Genomic DNA, 16516 nt, shown 5'->3' with positions numbered 1-16516 from the left:
GTTAATCCACCGAAAGCGGGTTAAAACCGCGCTTTCTCCAAGTCTGTCAACAGACTCCTACATCCCTTGGCTAAAAAATAGCTGTGGACTTACATTGAAATTATTGTAACACAAGACGGGTTAAAACCCGTTGCGTTCGATGTCCATTGATTAAAATCAATGGCTAACCCTCACTCTCTAGCTTTAGGTTTAGGAAACTGTCAAATTTATTCCCGATCTTTAGATTTTGCCCCTAAAAACTGCTTCTGCGGGTCCGGTCATGTAAACGCGCCCATTTTCCGCCGACCAGTGAATATCTAAACATCCTCCTGGCAGTTCGACGGTGGTTTGCCGATCGCATTTCCCGTTCAAAACTCCTGCAACTACTGTGGCACAAGCGCCCGTCCCGCAAGCGAGAGTCGCCCCCGCACCCCGTTCCCAAACCCGCATTTTTAGATAATTATGCTTAACAATTTCAATAAACTCGGTATTGGTTCGTTGGGGAAAAACGGGATGATGCTCGAATTGCGGACCGAGATCGGCGAGGGCGATCGCCTCGGCATCTTCGACAAAGGTAATGCAGTGGGGGTTGCCCATACTAACGCAAGTCACCGTCCAAATTTGTCCCCCCACTTCCAAGGGTTGGGCGATCGCCTTGCCATTGGCATCGGTTAAAGTCGTGGGAATTTCCTGCGCCAAGAGTTGCGGTTTCCCCATATCCACCCTAACCCGTCCTTCTTCCTCAATTTCTGGGGAAATCGTCCCAGCCAGGGTGTGAATGCGATAAGAATGTCCTGGGGTTTCTCCCCCCTCCAATTCCGCCAGAAAACGCGCCAAACAGCGAATGCCATTGCCACACATCTCCGGTTCCGAACCGTCGGAATTAAAGATCCGCATGGTATAATCCGTGTTTTCTTGTCCTGGAAGGGCAAAAATTACCCCATCCGCCCCAATGCCAAAATGGCGATCGCAGAGGGCGATGGCGCGATCGGGTGTAATCAGGGGTTCGGGAGTGTCGCGATTATCAATTAAGATAAAATCGTTGCCCAAACCGTGATACTTGGTAAACTCAATGGTCATCACAAAAATTGGGTCTGAAACCCCGTCCTACAAGGACGGCTTGACATTGACTACAAATCGATATACTTTTACGATATAGCGACAGGATTGGGCGAATGTACCTGACTCAAAAGAATCAAATTAAAGGATTGAGCAAGGCAGAATATGCAGCCTTGTGTGTCCTTTGCCGATTGAGCAAAAACCTCTACAATGTAGGGCTTTACTCTATAAGGCAATTCTTTTTTGCCGAAAAAAAGTATCTTCGCTACGAATCAAACTATCACACTTGCAAAGGAAATGAGAATTATCGGCTTTTGCATACCGATATTGCTCAACAAACCTTGAAAGTTGTAGATAGAGCGTTTCGCTCCTTCTTTAACCTTATAAAAGCGGCTCAACACGGAAATTACCGTTTTCAACAAATCTCGATTCCGAGATACTTAAAAAAAGAGGGTTACTTTCCTTTGATAATGCCCAGAATTAAGGTTAAAGACGGGTTCTTTGAAGTTCCTATGTCCAGAGAGTTCCGAGGTTCGTATGGTTCTATTCGGATTCCTTTTCCTCAACGTCTGGAAGGTAAAAAACTCAAAGAAGTCAGAATTCATCCTAAGTTTGGGATTCAATGGTTTGAGGTTGAATTTATTACTGAAGAACCCGAAGAACCTCAAGAGGTAAGTCTTGATAAAGCAATGGCAATTGACTTGGGGCTTGACAATTTAGCAACTTGTGTGACCACAACTGGGGCATCCTTCATCGTGGATGGCAAAAAGATTAAAAGTATTAACCAGTGGTTTAACAAGCTCAATTCTCAATACCAAAGCCAAAAAGATTTGCAGGGGATTAAAGGCATGACCCAACGACAAGGTAGATTGCTTCGTCATCGCAATAATCAAGTTCGAGATTACTTGAGTAAATCAGCTCGATTGATTATCAACAAGTGTATCACCGAAAAAATCGGAGTCTTGATTGTTGGGGTCAACCCGGGATGGAAGCAAGAAATCAATATCGGAAAACGAAATAATCAAAATTTCGTTCAAATCCCTCATTACAGTTTGAGGCAAAAATTGTCGGCTTTGTGTCAACGATATGGGATTGAATATCGAGAACAAGAAGAGTCTTATACTAGCAAGGCTAGCGCTCTCGATCGAGACCCAATTCCGACTTATCAAGCCAATAGCACCACCAAATATACTTTTAGTGGTCGGCGTGTTAAGCGTGGGTTGTACCGTTCTCAAGCTGGACTTGTAATTAATGCGGACTGTAATGGTGCGATTAATATTGGTCGTAAAAGTAAGCACGAAGGTTTTTCCAGAGTGTCTAGCGGGCTTTTGGCGAGTCCTTTAAGGATTTTTATCTCTTAAGAATCCTCTGCCTCTCTTGGTCGATGGCACTTGGCGAACTAAATTGTTCCGTGCCTCGACCGCTTTAGGCAGAGGAGTCGTCAAGGAGATTGTTCCTAAATTGCCGAATGGGTGCAGAAAAAAGAGCATTCCCACGGTGTCGATCGAAATCCATTGTTTCCTTAGCGACCCATGTTAGAAGTATGACTGAATTTGATACCGGATTGCCGAGCATTCGTCAGATTCAAGGCTTTGTCCGCGATAAACAAAACGTTGAATTCAAATTGATAACGGGAGATGTCCTGATAGGTAAAGTTTTCTGGCAAGATGCCGATTGTATCTGTATTGAAACTGAATCGGGACAAGTGACCTTCTGGCGAAAAGCAATGGTTTATTACAAACTTAAGGAAGGATAAAGATTTTCCTTGCCTTCCCGAACAGAGTGCTATTCCTTATCCCCTTTATCGATTTATCCATGACTCAAAATTCCTTTCACAGACTCGGTTCTTTGCTTTCTGGGATTACTGCGGGAATTCTGGCTTGTGCTGCCCCAGTCCTTGCTTTAGACGTGCGGGTAAATCCGAGTAATCCCCAATTGGGCGATACCATTTCTGTTTTTATCGAAGTTGATAACCCCGGCGATCGCCCCCAAGTGATGATGGGCGATCGCGCTTTCCCTGCTTTTCCCCTTCGTGCCAATCTTTATCGCGCCTTTATTCCCACCACCCCCCTCGATCGCCCCGGTTCATTGAACATACAAATATCGGGAGATGGCCAAACCAGAAATCTCGCCTTGGCACTGCGCGATCGCTCCTTCAATACTCAGCGAATTCGAGTAAGCGGGGGAGGTAATGGTGCAACCCAAATAGAACTCGATCGGGTTGCGGCGTTTAAAGCCTTGGTCACTCCCGAAAAATTCTGGAACGGTGCGTTATTGAAACCCACTTCTGGGGGAGTTTCTAGCGTATTTGGCCTTCGTCGCTACTACAATGGTGTTTTTGCCAACGATTACTACCATCGCGGGGTAGACTATGCAGCAGGGACGGGAACCCCCGTTATTGCCCCCGCCGCCGGACGCATTGCCCTCGTGGGACGAGAATCCCAAGGATTCAAAGTTCACGGCAATACCGTTGGTATCGACCACGGACAGGGTGTTTTAAGTATCATGCTCCACCTTCACCGTATCGATGTTCGCGAAGGAGAGATGGTCAAAGCCGGTCAGAGAATTGGCAGTGTCGGTTCCACCGGCTCCTCAACAGGTCCCCATCTTCACTGGGGACTCTATGTCAACGGCGTGGCGATCGATCCCGTTCCGTGGCGATTTGAGGGACTAGAATAGGATAAATATCCGCCGGGAGAGACAGTGACTTGTTACCTTACAAACGGAATGAGTTACTAAAAACCAGAAATAATCCAGGAAAATAGGGACGCTTTGATGGAAACCCAAGCTAGAGGCTCTGATGTTATGAGTATAGAAAAGATCGTAGAACAAGCTCTCAAAGATGGTTATTTAACACCAACAATGGAAGCAGAAGTGGGCCGGATCTGCGATACGGCCTCTGAATTATCGATCGAGGAATATATGGCTCTCGATCGCCTGATGGGATCTCTGCTGACGGGAGAAGTGGTTGCGGTTCCGCGCAAACAGTTTATTAATGTTATGGAAGAACTGGTATTAAGCGAAACGATTACCCGCGTTGCTGAAATCGAAGCCAGCAGCGATTCATCTTTAGATGTAGGGGATATTGCGGCCTATGCCCTCAATCGCTTGCCTCCCCTCTATGCGACCACAGAGGAAGGAGCCAGTTTTCAACGCAAAAAAGCTAAAGAAGAATTGAAGGACCTACTCGCTGATAAAATTCAAGAGGCCATCTCCCGCTATTTGGAAAAACCCGAATATGGCAAAGATCGACAAGAACTGAAAAATTCTTCCGTAGGAGATGGGGTTCTCAAACAGGTTAGTAACCTACTCGGAGCCTACGCCCCCAACTACGAACAAGATTTGTCCAAAAAATAAATGGCTCTTCTCAAGGGCGGGAACTTTCCGGAAAACAGGAGGTCTTGAGAGAAGGAAGGGTAAATTAGCGTTCCTTTGAGAAGCCCATGAGTCAATCAATTTCCGCACATTGCTCAAAACATTGGTCAAAACATTGGTCAAAAATTGAGGCCGATCTCCCTGAAGCTCTGGTGTCTCTGGATAAAATACCGAACTACGATTTAATTTTACGCTGTCAAAGTGATGCGAAGCCAGAACGCGCCGCTTTTACGGAACTTTTGCGTCGCTATCAGTCCCATGTAGAGAAAATTCTCTATCATCTCGCCCCGGATTGGCAAGATCGCTCGGACTTGGCTCAAGAGGTTTGGATTCGAGTCTATCGCAATATTGGCCGTCTCAAAGACCCTCTCAAGTTTAAGGGATGGTTGGGTCGTATTGCGACGAATTTGTTCTATGATGAACTCCGCAAGCGCAAGCGGGTGGCAAGGCCTTTATCTTTAGATGCTCCTCGCCATACGGGAGATGGGGAAATGAACTGGGAACTTCCTTCAGATGCTCCTAGTCCCAACGATAATTTAAGCACCCGAGAGTTTTACGAGCAGTTAGAGGGGGCGATCGCGGATTTACCGGAAGCCTTTCGCACGACGATCGTTTTACGGGAAATTCAAGGACTGGCTTATGAGGAAATTGCCGAAATTACGGGGGTTTCTCTGGGAACAGTCAAATCGAGAATTGCTCGGGCTCGAGGCAAGTTACAAGAACAATTACAGTCTTATCTCGATACTTAAAGGGATTTGAAGAATCCGGTTAATTTCGAGGGTGCAATTTCTAGCCCGATAGCCTTATGATAGAATCTGCCAAAATTGATGACCCACCGCAAAAAAAATTAATGCTTGGGGAGGGAAACAATGATTAATAAAAATGACCGGACTCCACGATCTGCTCGAGAAAATGTCGATGAACCTAAAATTGAGATGAAGGTGGAAATGACTGGGAGAGAGCGCGATCGCTTTGAACTCATCAGCGCTTATTTTGATGGGGAGGTCACGCCAGGACAACGCCAACAAGTTCAACAATGGTTGGATGGTGATGCGGAGGTTCAATCTCTCTATTGTAAATTACTCAAACTGCGTCAGGGTATCCAAGGATTACCGATTCCTGCGGGGGCGCATTCCACGGAGGAAGTAACGGCTAATGTCTGGAAAGTTATCCAACGTCGTCGCCTGCGTCGGTTTGCCGTTTTGGGTGGGGGCGCGATCGCAGCCACAATGATCGCTGCGTTATCTCTCTTCCTACCTGGAAATTCTTCTTTTTCCCCTCGCTTTGCCCGCACACCAGAATCTGAGCCTTCTTTCTCTGCTGAGATGCCGACGGAAAGTTTAACGATCGCCATCAATCGCCCGGCGGTGGCTATTCCCGTCGCTACTAATACTCTTATGATTCCTATTGATCGTCCTGTGGTGGCTATTCCGAAAGCGGCGATCGTAAAGTCTCCATAGTGAGAGAGGCCAAAGCAAAAATTATGGGCGAAAATTCTTATCACTAATTCTTGTCACTCTATCCAGCATCCAGAGGCTAAAAACCGACCGCCGAGTTCCTCGACGCTCTCTGGCATCATGAGGTAAGCCCAAGCCTGTCCTAAAGGCTTCCCCGCAGGGTTATAAAGGGAAATCTCTTGGCGCTGGTATTCGTTCTCTTCGACGGCTCGATCTGGATCATAATCTTCTAAACGATCCAAGGATGTTAAAATCTCTGGGTCGTTAAATATTAGCAATACGCCCCAAACTTTGCTTGCTCCAAGGGTCATCGCCGGATAGCCTAGGGGAAGCGCGTACAAGTTTCCCCGCGCAAACGCAGGAATTTCGGCGATCGCCTTGCCCGCACAATAGCGATCGTAATTGCTTTTTCCTGGTTTTAAGGTGCCATAAACAAAAACTTTCAGCATTCTTTGAGAACTATCTAATACAATGAAAATATAAAAATGGCGTGCAGTAACTGATCGTGCAAACTCAGCGTTTTCCTGAATGCAATCACTCCCTTGTTAAATCGCTCTTTCGCTACAGCGATCGCGATTTACTGACTCTGTTCCAGAATCATCCCGAACAGGGAAAGTATTTTGTTGCTATTTTCTGCCGCTACAGTCCGATCGTTTATACCCTCATTGCTCATTCAGCGCGATCGCCGGTTCAAGGGGATTATCTCTTTGCTTTGACTTGGCGACATATTTTTTACGAGATGCGCGGGTTGGAGTTGCGCGATCGCAGTAATAGGGAGTCTAGTTCTTTCCAAAATTGGCTGATTAACATGACGGCAATTTGCATTAATCAAGCCAACCTCCCCCCGGTAGAGTCGATTAATTACAGCCTCCAAGCGGCTTCTCCTCCCCTGTGGTGCTACTTGGAACAATCTCTTGATCTTCTTCCTCCTATCGTTCGTTTGATTCTGGTGATGTCCAAAACCTTTCACTGGAGTTCTACTCGCGTCGCGGCTTATCTACAAGCAGAAGGAGAAATGCTCTCTCCGGTTGTGGTTCAAGATTACCTCGATCGCGGCTGTCGCTTGCTGGAAACGAATTTACCCGAGGACATTCGCGCAATTTATTTGGGGGAATTGGGGGAAATCGATGAAGAGCAATCTTCCCAGTCTGCCCTTGTCTCTAGCGATTCCACTTAAAAAGGCTTGGGAACCCACAAAATAATCTAGGAAGAATTTTGCGTAAATATCCCCCTAAACCAGAAAAGTGTTCTATAATAAAATTGTTGACTAAAAAACCAATAAACGAATTAAATCTTAAAGCCATGATTAAACATTATATCCTTAGCCTCGATCCAAATGCGAAACACCCCTGGGATCGCTGTGTCCTGCGAGATCCGATTACAGGAGAGCGTCCGGAGTTATTGGAGGCGATCGCAGAAAATACGGGAAGTCAAGCGGGTTCTTATCTAATTGCAGTTAACCTCGAAGTTACGGTCTTAGAAAAGGCGAGTAATGCTTTACAGAAGAAATCATCTGAAGGTGCGATCGCCTCTTTTCCTGCCACTCAATCAGAAGTCGTGAAAGCGTCATAAAAATTTCGCTGCCACTTCCTCATTATACCCCAGTTTTTATCTAAAAGAACTGGGGTTTAAATCTGTAAAATTTTGCTATATTCTGCTTTCATTTGTTGCGCGATCGCATCCCAACTGTAATTGGCGATCGCCGCATTGCGGGCATTTTCTCCTTTTTGCCGTCGTTGTTCAGGATTTTGCAATGCCGATCGCAGTTTTTCGGTAATATCCTCGCGATCGCATTGCGTCACCCATCCTGCGTCGGCTTCTTGAATGGTATCCCAAATATAGACTTTATGAGAAATTAAGACTGGAATTCCGGCTAACATTGCCTCTGCAACAGCAATCCCAAAGTTCTCATAATAAGAAGGTAAAACGAATAGATCTGCGTCCCGTAGTAAGGCTAATTTCTCTTCTCCTTGGACAAATCCCGCGATCGTTGTGCGCGATCGCAATCCTACATCTTCCACCATCTTAAAAACCGACTGTTCGTATTCGGGATCTTGAACATTTGACCCCGCTAAAACAAAATGAAAATCAATTCCTTCTGTTGCTAATTGTGCCAAGGCAGGAAAGAGCAAATCAAAGCCTTTTTTCGGGTCAATTCGGGACATAAACAAGACCAAAGGTATATTTTCATCAATTTTCCATTTTGCCCGCGCTAAACCTGATTCTGGCAAAGATGCCGATAATTCCACACCCAAAGGAACAATAATATCGCGAGTTTTTCGGCCAAAGCGACGGGAAATTCTCGCCTCTTCTTGACTGGTAAAATGAACCCCTGCTGCTTTGGCTAAATTAGTTGCTTCCCAAAGAACAGCATAAATCTCCTTGAGTTGTTTTTTCTTGCGTAAATCTGCCGGATCGAGAGTTCCTAAAGGACGCAAAATATAAGGTAAATTAAGATTTCTGGCGACGATTGCGGCGGCGGTCGTGACGGGGGAAAATAAAGCATGAATATGCACGAGATCGTATTCTTTCCCATGTTTAGCCAGCCATTTTAACAATCCTAAAGAAAACTTATAACGTCGAAAAGGAGAACAGTGAAAATAGCGAATCTGATAGCCATTTTCCTCGACAGGAGAATCTAAGGGAACATCTAAAGGCGGTTGTCCAACATCGCCATTAGAATCGGTTGTTAAGATAGTTACTTCAACATTTTCCTGTACCAAAGCGGCAGATAGTCCTCGTACCATTTGACTGGGACCACCATAAACGAGGGAAATAGAAGGAATAATTTGCAGAACTTTCATAGATTTTAATTGTTATAAGGCTGGAAGCATAAGTTATCTAACCCTCGCATCATCTGAATTATTCAAAATCGCGATCGTAATACTACTTTTTCCCATACTAACCAACTTTTACAACTTAATATACTTCATCATGGCTGCCAATATCTACAAATACAGCCTTTTCATCTTCCATAAAGTAAAATAATACTCTATTATCGTAATCTACACTAAAACTCCAAAGTTTCTTGAGTTTACCTGACAATTTGTGCGTTTTTAAACTTGGATGATAAGCATCTAAAATAAACTGTTCTAATTTCCCCCAAAACTTCGTCTCTAAATCTATACTACCTTTAACACGCTTTTTAAAAGCACGTTTAAACGAAGAACTAAAACTGACTTCCACAACTATTCCTCCAGCATCTGTTTGAGTTCATTCAAATCGGAAGAAAACCTCAGTTTACCCTTTTCTTGTTCAACTTGCGCTAACTTGACATTATTATAAATCTCGTTACGGCGCTCTTCACGGATGTATTGTAGCAACAACCGTTGAATTTCCTGCTTCTCATCTGTTGAAAGATGTTTGATTCCTTCAACTACATCATTAAAGGTTTTGATTGAACTAACCATTAGTAATTTTAAATTGAGAGTGGTTGTCGTGTTCTTCTATCTTATTATACTTCACAACTTTACCAAAATCTGAGGATCGCCAATCTCCTCTACTCAAATGCAGCGATCGCCTAAAATGAGTTTTCGATGAAACCGCGATCGCAAGGGTAAAATTAGTACATTGAAAAGAAAAAGCAGGCTTATGGCGTGTGATAAGTTAAAGAAAATTTTATGTTAAGCGATCGCAAGCAGGAGCAAAACAAATGACGATAAAACTCCCACTATCCCAGTTAAACCAACTCTATCAACAAGACTATCAAGAATGGATAAAAGGAACAATCGCCGTTTTACGCGATCGCTCCTTTAGCTTACTAGATTTAGATAACTTAATCGAAGAAATTGAAGATATGGGAAAAAGCCAAAAAGATGCCCTTGAAAGTAACTTAATTATTCTTCTGATGCACTTGCTTAAATACCGCTTTCAACCTGAAAAAAGAATTGATAGTCAAAGTTGGAGATACTCCATTGTAGAACACAGACGACGGCTGTTACGCGCGTTCAAAAAAAGTCCCAGTCTGAGACGTTATTTCGAGGAAATATTAGCTGAATGCTATCAAGATGCTCGACAAGATACTAAAACTGAAACTCAATTATCTTTAGATATATTTCCAGAAATTTGTCCATTTTCCCAAGCAGAAATTCTCGATCCAGACTTTCTACCCGATCGCGAGACTCCCGAATTCTAAAACTATGCTTTTTCCTCTTTTAATTCGCGATAAAATGCTAAAAGTTCTTGAGCTAAGGCCTTATTTGTATATTGCTTCATTGCTTTTTCATAACCTCGACGAGCCAAATTTGCTCGAAATTCTGAATTTTCCATTAATTGCTGTAAACAAATGCTTAATTTTTGAGCATTTCCCTCGGGAAAGGTCAAACCGACATCGCGAATAACATTAGGTATCTCTCCAGAATCAGAGCCAATAACCGCCACTTTACAGCCCATTGCTTCAATTAAAACATGACCGAACTGCTCCTTCCAACCGACGGCTGTTAATGTTTTAAACTTATAGGTTGTTTCAGAAGGTAAAACTAACACATTCATCAGATTAATATAGCGAGAAACTTCATCATGAGGGACACTTTCAACTAAAATTAAACGATCTTGAATCCCTGCTTCTAAAGCTCGTTTTTGAATTTCTGCCTTTAATTCTCCTCGTCCTAATAAAAGTAATTGCCAGTTTTTCTCAGTTAATTTTGCAACCGCTTCAATTAAAGTTAAAATTCCTTTTTCTTCTACAAACCTGCCCACAAAACCAATAATAAAATTATCATTATCAATATTTAAACGTTCAGTTATTTCTGGTTCAAAGCGAGGATAAAACAATTTTTCATCAATACCAAGTTGGGGCGAAACTTTGACGGCTCCCGTATATCCATGTTCTCGTAAAATATCCACACCATCTTGATTTCCGGCAATTAATCCATCAGTATTACTTAAATTATATTTTTCCAGCAGTGAAATGGGAAATTTATTCGTATAGGGCAAATTCCACCATGTAAAAAAGCAATTCTTGGCTTTTAATCCCAACAACTTATTTAAAGTAATAAATTGAGCATAAGCCAAAGATTTTACACCTTGTTCAACTTGAATAATATCGGGTTTAAAAGAACGTAAAAAAGCAATAATCTCCCCGCCAAATGTCAGTAATCCTTGATTATTTTCGCTAAAATTAGTGATGGGAACAATGTGAAAATTTCCTTCATGGCGAGGTTGAGGTTCAATGATTTTATTCTGTACTCCTCCTGGCCGCCAACGTTTAGGAACAATAATCTTAACTTCAATCTCTGGCTCTAAACGCGAAAGTTCTCTAAATTTCTCGCAATTGAGATCGACAATATAGGTATGACTGACAATTAAAATTTTCATGTTTCTAACAGATAAAGCAATTCATTATGGTTTGTTTGTAACTGGTGACTGGCGACTGTAAACTTGTCCGTTGTCCCAAAGTCCATTAATGCGGGTTTTTACAGCATCGAAAAAGCCCAAACTATAAAAGATTCCTCGCGTAACAATTTTGAGAGGAGAACCGCTTTTATTGCAAGGAGGATTGCCGAGAACGTGACAATCAAATAGTTTAAGATAGAGGCGCAACTGTTGGTAAAAAGTAAGATTTTTTTGCGCCATGAGAAAATGATTGTGATAAAAAGTGATTTGATATTTAAGCGATCGCGTACTGATATCGTGACATCCTCCCGTTTCTTCCCCCAAATGAACGAGATGCGCCTCGGGATCGTACCAAATTTTATAACCTGTTTTCCGCAACCGCAAGCAAAAATCCGATTCCTCCCGCACCGCAGACCCGCGAAAACGCTCGTCAAACCAAACACCATGCTTCGTAAAAATATCCTTACGATAGGACATATTACAACCCCGTGCTGAAATCACTTGTTGAGGTTTAGTTGTGTGAACCAAATCGATGTAATACCAGGCGATCCCAGGATCCATTGCTTCGGGAGGTAAGGTTTCGATTTCTAAATCTCCCCCCGAGTCTCCTAATTTCATGCGATCGAAAACTCTTCCCGCAACGGCACCTACTTCAGGGCGATCGTAGTTGCGGGCGTGGTTTCGTAAATATCCTGGTTCCATTTGCACATCATCGTCAATAAAAACGACTATTTCTCCTTTAGCCTGTCGGACTCCATAATTCCGCGCCCCAGGCAAACTCGCCCAATCTAAACGCAACCAACGAATCTTGCCAGTATCGGCAAGGTCTTGTAAATAAGTTTCCGTGTCTGAGTCGTGTTTTTGGGTTTGATCCACCACCAAAATTTCAAAATCTGGATAGTCTTGCTTTAAAATATCAGCAATGCTATCACATAAAACAACTTCTCGTCCGTAAGTGGGAATAATGACAGAAATAGAGGGAAAATTGATCATGTTTATACTCTCGTGTTAATTTTTATGCGGCTTTTCGGGTAATTTTAGCCTTCGGTTTTTTGCGATTGAGTCCCAGTTGCGCCTCCTCTATTTTAGCGGCTTTGATCTGTTCCTGTTCCTGTTTGTCAATTTCTGGCAATTTGAATATTAATCCTACAAACAACCAATAATAAACGGCAACGGGATCGGTGTCTAAGGGATACCAATAAGTATTAAAACTAATAATTAACAGAAAAACCCAAAGACTGGAGGCATAACTGCGAATAGTTGGGGTTTTTACAGAACGCCGAATTTGAAATGTCACCCAGACAATATTGGTTGTAAAAGCAACAAAGGCAATGCAGCCTAATAGTCCCATTTCATAAATTAATTTAGGATGAAAAGTTTCCACTAATGCAGCATTGCCAAAGACGCGAGTAGAATTTGTTGCTTTCCCCAAACCTCGCCCTAATGGTCCTCGTTGTTCAGCAAATGCCCAATGAAATTGTTCTTCAATAAAGGCAGTGGGTGGAGATGCTTCCGCGCGACCAGTTAAACTATCCAGTCGATCTTGAATTAGAGTAGGATTGGTACTAATTACAATTCCCAGCAGTAGCACTAAACCCAATAAAATTGGAATAAATCGTTTGAGATTTGTCATTTGTCCAGTTAAAACGAATAAAATAACTGTTACGACGGGAACGAGGGCAAGAGCAATGCGCTGACCCGAAATAACCGAATTGACAAAGACTAATACCATACCCAGTAAACCACCCAATCTCCACCAAAGAGATGTATCGCCAAAAGCAACAGTAAAAGTAATCGCACTATTGGCAATTAAAAACCATGCCCAGTGCCAAGGAGAAGAAAAAGTTCCAGGCAGACGGATAAAGTTCTGGACGGGTGTAAAACCCACAGAACCACCCACAAAGCATTTTGCCTCAACACTAGCTTTAAATAGGGCATCTCCAACTTCATTTCGAGTTCCGATACAAGCGCCAGAATCTAATAAATAATACTGATAAACGCCGAGTAAAGTGCAAATAAGAGCAAGAATTAAATGCACTCGTCCCAAACGCAATAAGTCTTTTTTATTATTAATCATATAATAGGTACAAAAGATTAGGGGAATGTAGCCCATGAGAACTTTTAAGCCTAAAATTCCTTGTGCTAAAGGTATACCATCTTTACATAATTCACCTTTTCCTCCTCTTGGTAAAGTCGAACAAAGTGGCAAAGCAAATTGCATCATACCATTAACAACTATTAATGTTAGAATGGCAGTGATGGACAGGAAGATTAAGGTATATAATATTTTTTTATTGACAATAATAGGTTGTTTATTTTTTTTACACTCCATTACTAAAGCAATACAGGCGGGTATAAAAAAGCCATCTTTAGCTAAGTTAAAAATGGCATTTTCACCCACAAATTGATAGATAATCGTGCCACTAAAAGGCATATAAATAAGAAATAGCCAGATTGCGGTACGGGGATATTGATAGGAAAAATACATAACGGGAATCCCTGCACCGAGAGCCAAACCGATTTTAGGATTAACTAAAAATAAAGGAAGACTAATAAAAACTAAACAGGCAACAACAACGGCAAGAACATTGATTAATTTTTTCTTTGCTTGGGCTGCTTTTCGTTTTAGCGCTGCTATTTCTTTAGGACTTAGATTGGCAAGTTCTGCTTGCTTTTTCTCTTTTTTGGAGAGTTTCTTTTTTGCTTTTGTTGATTTTGCCATAGTGCAGATCGGTTATCAATTAAGCGGTTATATCTTTTTTTATCCTACACGATCGCCTCTTTGCATTTCGCACAAACAGAATAAAAAACGCCACGGTTAACATATTGTGTTAATCGTGGCGTTTTTTTTGTTTATGGCGGTTAAGCGAGGGAATATTGCCTAACGGTGCGAGATAATTCTTCTGTCCAATGATGTACAGATTGTTCGCAGGCTGCTTCAACCATAACTCGAATCAGGGGTTCGGTGCCAGAGGCTCGAATTAAAACCCGTCCTTCGTCACCTAATGCGTTTTCTGCTTGAGCGATCGCATTTTGCAGTTTATCGCAATTTTGCCAGTTAGCGCGGCGATCGCGGTCTTCAACGCGGACATTGCTTAACCGTTGGGGATAGGTTTGGAAACTCTCTTCCATCAATTCAGCCAGAGAATTGCCAGACTTTTGTACTAGGGCAGTTAAATGCAGGGCGGTTTGCAGTCCGTCTCCAGAATAGCTGTGATGGTGACAAAGGATATGGCCAGATTGTTCTCCTCCCAGCATAGCTCCCGTTGCTAACATTTCTGCTTGCACGTAGCGATCGCCAACTTTAGTGCGTCGGAATTGTCCCCCTTGTTTTTGCCAGGCCCGTTCAAAACCTAAGTTAGCCATAACCGTAGCAATAATGAGATTCTCGGGGAGAAGTTCCTGTTGTTGGAGTTGTCGCCCCCATAAATAGAGGATATAGTCTCCATCCACTACTCGCCCTCGGGCATCTACTGCCATAACGCGATCGGCATCTCCGTCAAAGGCGAAACCCAAATCAGCTTTAAGTTCTATTACTTTTTCTTGTAATAAGTTTAAGTGAGTAGAACCACAGTTCACGTTAATGCGATCCCCGTCGGGGGTATCGTGCAGGCAAATGACCTCGGCACCCAAAGCGCGAAACACTTGCGGGGCAGTACTAACAGAGGCTCCCCAAGCTAAATCGAGAACGATCCGCAGTCCTTGGAAATTGACTCCCGAAGGCAGCGATCGCGTTAAAAAGTCGCTGTATCCTGTAACTAATTCGGGACGGGGGTAGGATTTTCCCCAAGTTGGCGAGGTCTGGGAAAAATTCGCTTTTCCTCTCAAGGCGGTTTCCAGTTGTTGGGTCAAATCTTGGCTGAGTTTGGTGCCATTACTACCAAAAAATTTAATGCCGTTATCTTCGGGGGGGTTATGACTGGCAGAAATCATCACGCCGCCGATCGCGTCGGTTTGACCCACGGAGAAGGAAATACAAGGGGTCGGGCATAAGCCCAAATGCCAGACTTCGACTCCGGCGGACGTTAAACCCGCCGTGAGTGCTGTTGCTAACATATCGCTAGAATTGCGGGAATCTTGCCCGATCGCGATCGGACCCGGTGTTGCTGCATTGGCTTTCAGGATTTGACCCGCCCAAAAACCGACTTCTAAAGCCAGAGAAGCATTTAAAAGCTCTCCAGCCTTACCGCGAATGCCATCGGTACCAAACAGGGGCGTACTGGCTATGGGGACTGGGGTATGGGGGATGGGGAACTTGTCGCTGTTTCTCGTAATGCGATCGCCCCCCTGAATTGAGATCGAAGATAATACCATATCGCTGACTTCCTCACACACTTTCTACTCTGGAGGATAACATTTTCTTGCTGGTTGAGATGGTATCCTCTCATGGCAATCTTTTCCGGGGTGCGATCGCCTTCTCCGGATCGCTTCTAAATTCCCAGTGCTTTGAGGTATGTCTCCATTTGCTCTAAGGTCAAACTGGGTTCGATATATTGTGGGTTTTCGGGATTGTAGGGACTGGCAAGGCGGGCGATCGCTTAATTATTGTCGGATTCGTTGCTTTCGATCGCATTCTCGAATTCGACATCTTCATAAAGATCGGCGATCGCAATTTCTAAACCAATACTATCGAGAGTAAAACGAGGGTTTTCGGGATGGTAGGTGGAAAATTGCCAATTGTTGGTTTCTTGTCGGCGAAAGATTTCGACTTGTTGGCGTTTGCTATTCACGAGTACATATTCTTCAAAACTGTCTAAGGTTTGGTAGTCGTGGAATTTGTCACCGCGATCGCGTGCCTCGGTACTGTCGGAAAGAACTTCGATAATGAGTTTAGGAAAACATTTGTAAGTGGGGGTTTCGCGATCGCGGCGATCGCAGGTAACGAGAAGATCGGGATAATAAAAGCGTTTTTTTGCTTCAATTCTAGTTTTGAGGTCGGCGAAATAAACGCGACAGGGGTTGCCTCGAAGATGGTTGCGGATGAGAATGGCAAGATTTCCCATAATAATGTTTTCGCGATCGCTAACTTCTGCTCTTACGAAGATTTTCCCATTGATATACTCGTTTTTAATGGGGCTGCTTTCTTCAAATTTTAAGTATTCTTCTGGGGTGAGAAGATACTTTTCTTTGAGGGCGATCATAATTTTTTGCACAATAATTTTAACTCAACTTGCTAGGTATCAATTTGATCCCCCCCAGCCCCCCTTATTAAGGGCAGGGACTATTCATTAAGCAGAGAAAATTGTTACAATCCCTTATTTTTCGTTAGTAATCATTTGTTCTACAACGACACATCGGGGTTACAGTCTTTT

The 16516-nt window shown here is 43.2% G+C and carries 18 protein-coding genes and 1 pseudogene; 9 read left to right on the top strand and 10 right to left on the bottom strand.

The annotated features are described in order from the left end of the window. Nucleotides 1-219: 219 nt before the first annotated feature. Entirely contained in the window at nt 220-1059 is an 840-nt protein-coding gene (gene dapF / locus JUI58_RS03255; RefSeq protein ID WP_204102305.1) for a diaminopimelate epimerase, read from the bottom strand. A gap of 95 nt (nt 1060-1154) precedes the next feature. Here dapF and JUI58_RS03250 point away from each other — a divergent pair, with 95 nt between their 5' ends. The 6 genes from JUI58_RS03250 to JUI58_RS03225 all read left to right on the top strand — a co-directional run bounded on the left by JUI58_RS03250 (nt 1155) and on the right by JUI58_RS03225 (nt 5873). Continuing rightward, complete coding sequence (locus JUI58_RS03250; RefSeq protein ID WP_204102304.1) at nt 1155-2399, top strand: RNA-guided endonuclease TnpB family protein; 1245 nt, start codon at nt 1155-1157, stop codon at nt 2397-2399. 182 nt (nt 2400-2581) lie between these two features. After that, on the top strand, nt 2582-2794 hold the full coding sequence (locus JUI58_RS03245) for an RNA-binding protein hfq (RefSeq protein ID WP_204102303.1): 213 nt from the start codon (nt 2582-2584) through the stop codon (nt 2792-2794). A 59-nt stretch (nt 2795-2853) separates the two neighbouring features. Next, the gene (locus tag JUI58_RS03240) at nt 2854-3717 is read left to right on the top strand and encodes a M23 family metallopeptidase (RefSeq protein ID WP_204102302.1); all 864 of its coding nucleotides are present in this window, start codon (nt 2854-2856) and stop codon (nt 3715-3717) included. A gap of 126 nt (nt 3718-3843) precedes the next feature. Then, nucleotides 3844-4395, top strand: coding sequence for a late competence development ComFB family protein (locus JUI58_RS03235; RefSeq protein ID WP_204102310.1), 552 nt, complete (start codon nt 3844-3846; stop codon nt 4393-4395). Between the two features lie 86 nt (nt 4396-4481). Then, on the top strand, nt 4482-5162 hold the full coding sequence (locus tag JUI58_RS03230) for a sigma-70 family RNA polymerase sigma factor (RefSeq protein WP_204102301.1): 681 nt from the start codon (nt 4482-4484) through the stop codon (nt 5160-5162). Between the two features lie 120 nt (nt 5163-5282). Continuing rightward, nucleotides 5283-5873 carry a hypothetical protein gene (locus JUI58_RS03225; RefSeq protein ID WP_204102300.1) on the top strand — a complete coding sequence of 197 codons (591 nt, stop codon included), beginning with the start codon at nt 5283-5285 and terminating at the stop codon, nt 5871-5873. A 53-nt stretch (nt 5874-5926) separates the two neighbouring features. On the opposite strand, the gene JUI58_RS03220 is transcribed toward JUI58_RS03225, so the two are convergent. Further along, nucleotides 5927-6319: a gamma-glutamylcyclotransferase gene (locus JUI58_RS03220; RefSeq protein ID WP_204102299.1), complete on the bottom strand. Its 393-nt coding sequence runs from the start codon at nt 6317-6319 to the stop codon at nt 5927-5929. Nucleotides 6320-6375: 56 nt separating this feature from the next. Between JUI58_RS03220 and JUI58_RS03215 the strand changes: the two genes are divergently transcribed. Next, nucleotides 6376-7047 carry a sigma-70 family RNA polymerase sigma factor gene (locus tag JUI58_RS03215; protein WP_348539824.1) on the top strand — a complete coding sequence of 224 codons (672 nt, stop codon included), beginning with the start codon at nt 6376-6378 and terminating at the stop codon, nt 7045-7047. A 125-nt stretch (nt 7048-7172) separates the two neighbouring features. Then, on the top strand, nt 7173-7442 hold the full coding sequence (locus JUI58_RS03210) for a hypothetical protein (protein WP_204102298.1): 270 nt from the start codon (nt 7173-7175) through the stop codon (nt 7440-7442). A 56-nt stretch (nt 7443-7498) separates the two neighbouring features. Here the strand turns inward: JUI58_RS03210 and hpsP are convergent, their stop codons facing one another. From hpsP to JUI58_RS03195, 3 genes are all read right to left on the bottom strand, one after another. Continuing rightward, entirely contained in the window at nt 7499-8674 is a 1176-nt protein-coding gene (gene hpsP / locus JUI58_RS03205; RefSeq protein ID WP_204102297.1) for a hormogonium polysaccharide biosynthesis glycosyltransferase HpsP, read from the bottom strand. A 115-nt stretch (nt 8675-8789) separates the two neighbouring features. Further along, the gene (locus JUI58_RS03200; RefSeq protein ID WP_239121239.1) at nt 8790-9056 is read right to left on the bottom strand and encodes a type II toxin-antitoxin system YafQ family toxin; all 267 of its coding nucleotides are present in this window, start codon (nt 9054-9056) and stop codon (nt 8790-8792) included. 2 nt (nt 9057-9058) lie between these two features. Then, nucleotides 9059-9280 (bottom strand): hypothetical protein, encoded by a 222-nt coding sequence (locus JUI58_RS03195; RefSeq protein WP_204102296.1) that lies wholly within the window; start codon nt 9278-9280, stop codon nt 9059-9061. A 242-nt stretch (nt 9281-9522) separates the two neighbouring features. Here JUI58_RS03195 and JUI58_RS03190 point away from each other — a divergent pair, with 242 nt between their 5' ends. Further along, on the top strand, nt 9523-10005 hold the full coding sequence (locus JUI58_RS03190; protein WP_204102295.1) for a DUF29 domain-containing protein: 483 nt from the start codon (nt 9523-9525) through the stop codon (nt 10003-10005). A gap of 2 nt (nt 10006-10007) precedes the next feature. Here JUI58_RS03190 and hpsO read toward each other — a convergent pair whose 3' ends face one another. The 5 genes and pseudogenes from hpsO to JUI58_RS03165 all read right to left on the bottom strand — a co-directional run bounded on the left by hpsO (nt 10008) and on the right by JUI58_RS03165 (nt 16345). Then, nucleotides 10008-11186, bottom strand: a complete 1179-nt coding sequence (gene hpsO / locus JUI58_RS03185; RefSeq protein ID WP_204102294.1) for a hormogonium polysaccharide biosynthesis glycosyltransferase HpsO — start codon at nt 11184-11186, stop codon at nt 10008-10010. 24 nt (nt 11187-11210) lie between these two features. Then, nucleotides 11211-12197: a hormogonium polysaccharide biosynthesis glycosyltransferase HpsN gene (gene hpsN, locus JUI58_RS03180; RefSeq protein WP_239121238.1), complete on the bottom strand. Its 987-nt coding sequence runs from the start codon at nt 12195-12197 to the stop codon at nt 11211-11213. Nucleotides 12198-12219: 22 nt separating this feature from the next. Next, nucleotides 12220-13926 carry a hormogonium polysaccharide biosynthesis protein HpsL gene (gene hpsL / locus JUI58_RS03175; RefSeq protein ID WP_204102293.1) on the bottom strand — a complete coding sequence of 569 codons (1707 nt, stop codon included), beginning with the start codon at nt 13924-13926 and terminating at the stop codon, nt 12220-12222. A 140-nt stretch (nt 13927-14066) separates the two neighbouring features. Continuing rightward, nucleotides 14067-15440: pseudogene (gene glmM, locus JUI58_RS03170) on the bottom strand (phosphoglucosamine mutase); the annotation flags it as partial. A 302-nt stretch (nt 15441-15742) separates the two neighbouring features. Next, nucleotides 15743-16345: a Uma2 family endonuclease gene (locus JUI58_RS03165; protein WP_204102306.1), complete on the bottom strand. Its 603-nt coding sequence runs from the start codon at nt 16343-16345 to the stop codon at nt 15743-15745. Between the last annotated feature and the right edge of the window lie 171 nt (nt 16346-16516).

Origin of the sequence: Spirulina sp. CCY15215 (genome assembly GCF_016888125.1) — a bacterium.
GTDB lineage: Bacteria > Cyanobacteriota > Cyanobacteriia > Cyanobacteriales > Spirulinaceae > CCY15215.
Note: the sequence above shows the minus strand (reverse complement) of the source record. Positions and strands in the feature narration are given on the sequence as shown.

Bases quoted from the DNA above. Each gene is read 5' to 3' on its own strand.
- dapF (WP_204102305.1), bottom strand. From the start codon at position 1,059: ATGACCATTGAGTTTACCAAGTATCACGGTTTGGGCAACGATTTTATC.
- JUI58_RS03250 (WP_204102304.1), top strand. From the start codon at position 1,155: ATGTACCTGACTCAAAAGAATCAAATTAAAGGATTGAGCAAGGCAGAA.
- JUI58_RS03245 (WP_204102303.1), top strand. From the start codon at position 2,582: ATGACTGAATTTGATACCGGATTGCCGAGCATTCGTCAGATTCAAGGC.
- JUI58_RS03240 (WP_204102302.1), top strand. From the start codon at position 2,854: ATGACTCAAAATTCCTTTCACAGACTCGGTTCTTTGCTTTCTGGGATT.
- JUI58_RS03235 (WP_204102310.1), top strand. From the start codon at position 3,844: ATGAGTATAGAAAAGATCGTAGAACAAGCTCTCAAAGATGGTTATTTA.
- JUI58_RS03230 (WP_204102301.1), top strand. From the start codon at position 4,482: ATGAGTCAATCAATTTCCGCACATTGCTCAAAACATTGGTCAAAACAT.
- JUI58_RS03225 (WP_204102300.1), top strand. From the start codon at position 5,283: ATGATTAATAAAAATGACCGGACTCCACGATCTGCTCGAGAAAATGTC.
- JUI58_RS03220 (WP_204102299.1), bottom strand. From the start codon at position 6,319: ATGCTGAAAGTTTTTGTTTATGGCACCTTAAAACCAGGAAAAAGCAAT.
- JUI58_RS03210 (WP_204102298.1), top strand. From the start codon at position 7,173: ATGATTAAACATTATATCCTTAGCCTCGATCCAAATGCGAAACACCCC.
- hpsP (WP_204102297.1), bottom strand. From the start codon at position 8,674: ATGAAAGTTCTGCAAATTATTCCTTCTATTTCCCTCGTTTATGGTGGT.
- JUI58_RS03195 (WP_204102296.1), bottom strand. From the start codon at position 9,280: ATGGTTAGTTCAATCAAAACCTTTAATGATGTAGTTGAAGGAATCAAA.
- JUI58_RS03190 (WP_204102295.1), top strand. From the start codon at position 9,523: ATGACGATAAAACTCCCACTATCCCAGTTAAACCAACTCTATCAACAA.
- hpsO (WP_204102294.1), bottom strand. From the start codon at position 11,186: ATGAAAATTTTAATTGTCAGTCATACCTATATTGTCGATCTCAATTGC.
- hpsN (WP_239121238.1), bottom strand. From the start codon at position 12,197: ATGATCAATTTTCCCTCTATTTCTGTCATTATTCCCACTTACGGACGA.
- hpsL (WP_204102293.1), bottom strand. From the start codon at position 13,926: ATGGCAAAATCAACAAAAGCAAAAAAGAAACTCTCCAAAAAAGAGAAA.
- JUI58_RS03165 (WP_204102306.1), bottom strand. From the start codon at position 16,345: ATGATCGCCCTCAAAGAAAAGTATCTTCTCACCCCAGAAGAATACTTA.